At 70.1% G+C, this 1132-nt stretch carries 1 protein-coding gene and 1 pseudogene; one reads left to right on the top strand and one right to left on the bottom strand.

Features of this window, described 5'->3' with window-relative positions:
• Positions 1-47 precede the first annotated feature (47 nt).
• On the top strand, positions 48-530 hold the full coding sequence (locus ABTZ94_RS37650; protein ID WP_351207986.1) for an RICIN domain-containing protein: 483 nt from the start codon (positions 48-50) through the stop codon (positions 528-530).
• A 408-nt stretch (positions 531-938) separates the two neighbouring features.
• On the opposite strand, the pseudogene ABTZ94_RS37645 reads toward ABTZ94_RS37650, so the two are convergent.
• A pseudogene (locus ABTZ94_RS37645) lies at positions 939-1132 on the bottom strand (hypothetical protein); the annotation flags it as partial.

Raw genomic sequence — 1132 nt, 5'->3', positions numbered from 1 at the left:
GGCTGCCGAGCCGGGCGGCGGTCTGCTACCCAGGAAGGAACCGGAACATGAGCGGGGACACCGCGCCCGTCGTCGCAGCGGGCCACTACCGGCTGCGCAATGTGGGCAGCGGGCTGCTGCTGGAAGTGTACGGCTCCGCCAAGGGCGGCGGTGCCCCGGTGCAGCAGGGTAAGGAGAGCGGTTCGGCGGCCCAGCACTGGGAGCTGACGCCCGTGCACGAGGGTGCCGCGCTGTACCACCTGGTCAATGTCCACAGCGGCAAGCGTCTGGACGTCGCCAATGCCTCCACCGAGAACGGCGCCGTGGTCCAGCAGTGGCGGGCCAACAACTACGGCGCCCAGGAATGGCTGATCGAACAGCACCTGGAGGCGCCGGGGCTGGTGACGCTGGTCAGCTTCATCAGCGGGCTCGTCCTCGAAGTGGCCGACGGCAGCACGGCGGTCGGTGCCCGCGTCCAGCAGTGGGAGGACACCGACTCCCCCGGCCAGTGGTGGCAGTTGGAGCCGGTGCCCGACGCCCGCATGGGCTAAGACCGACCGGCAAATGGGGGGTGGGAGAAGGAGCGGGGCTTGGTGCGTGCGTCAGCCTTTCTGTTCGGATTCCATCGCTGGCCCGGCAGGGCCATCGGTTACCAGGCTCTGGGCCTGGCCGGGACCCCGGCGGCCGGGACGTGGGCGGCGTCTGCCGCGCCGGCGCCACGTGTTCTGTCGCCCCGGTCGCCGGGTCCTGCCAAAGGCTCGGAGGCCGCGTACGACGCGACTGCTCCAGCCGGGCTGGCAGCGCCTCGCCGTCCGGCTCTAGTATGGCGAGGCAGTACAGACTGGAACCCCGGCCCGATTCCGGCGGGCCGGGGTTCTGCGTCAGGCGAGTGACTCGGTCACCGGCCTTTTCAGTGGTGTTCGATTACCGGCCATCGTGATGGTGCTCGATCACCGGTCTCAGTAGTCGCCGCCGAAGTCGTCGCCGAAGTCGCCCTTGTCGAAGCCACCGCCGTGGTGACGCTCGATCACTCGGAAGCTGCCCACGACGCCGTTCTTGACCTTCACGCCGCCCTTGACGCGGCCCGGGTGGACGCCATCGCTGGAGCTCCAGGGTCCGACGGTGGCCAGCGGGGCGCCGTTGTCGCAGGTCG

Source organism: Streptomyces sp. NPDC002785 (assembly GCF_040295565.1).
In the GTDB taxonomy this organism is placed as follows: Bacteria; Actinomycetota; Actinomycetes; order Streptomycetales; family Streptomycetaceae; genus Streptomyces.
Note: the sequence above shows the minus strand (reverse complement) of the source record. Positions and strands in the feature narration are given on the sequence as shown.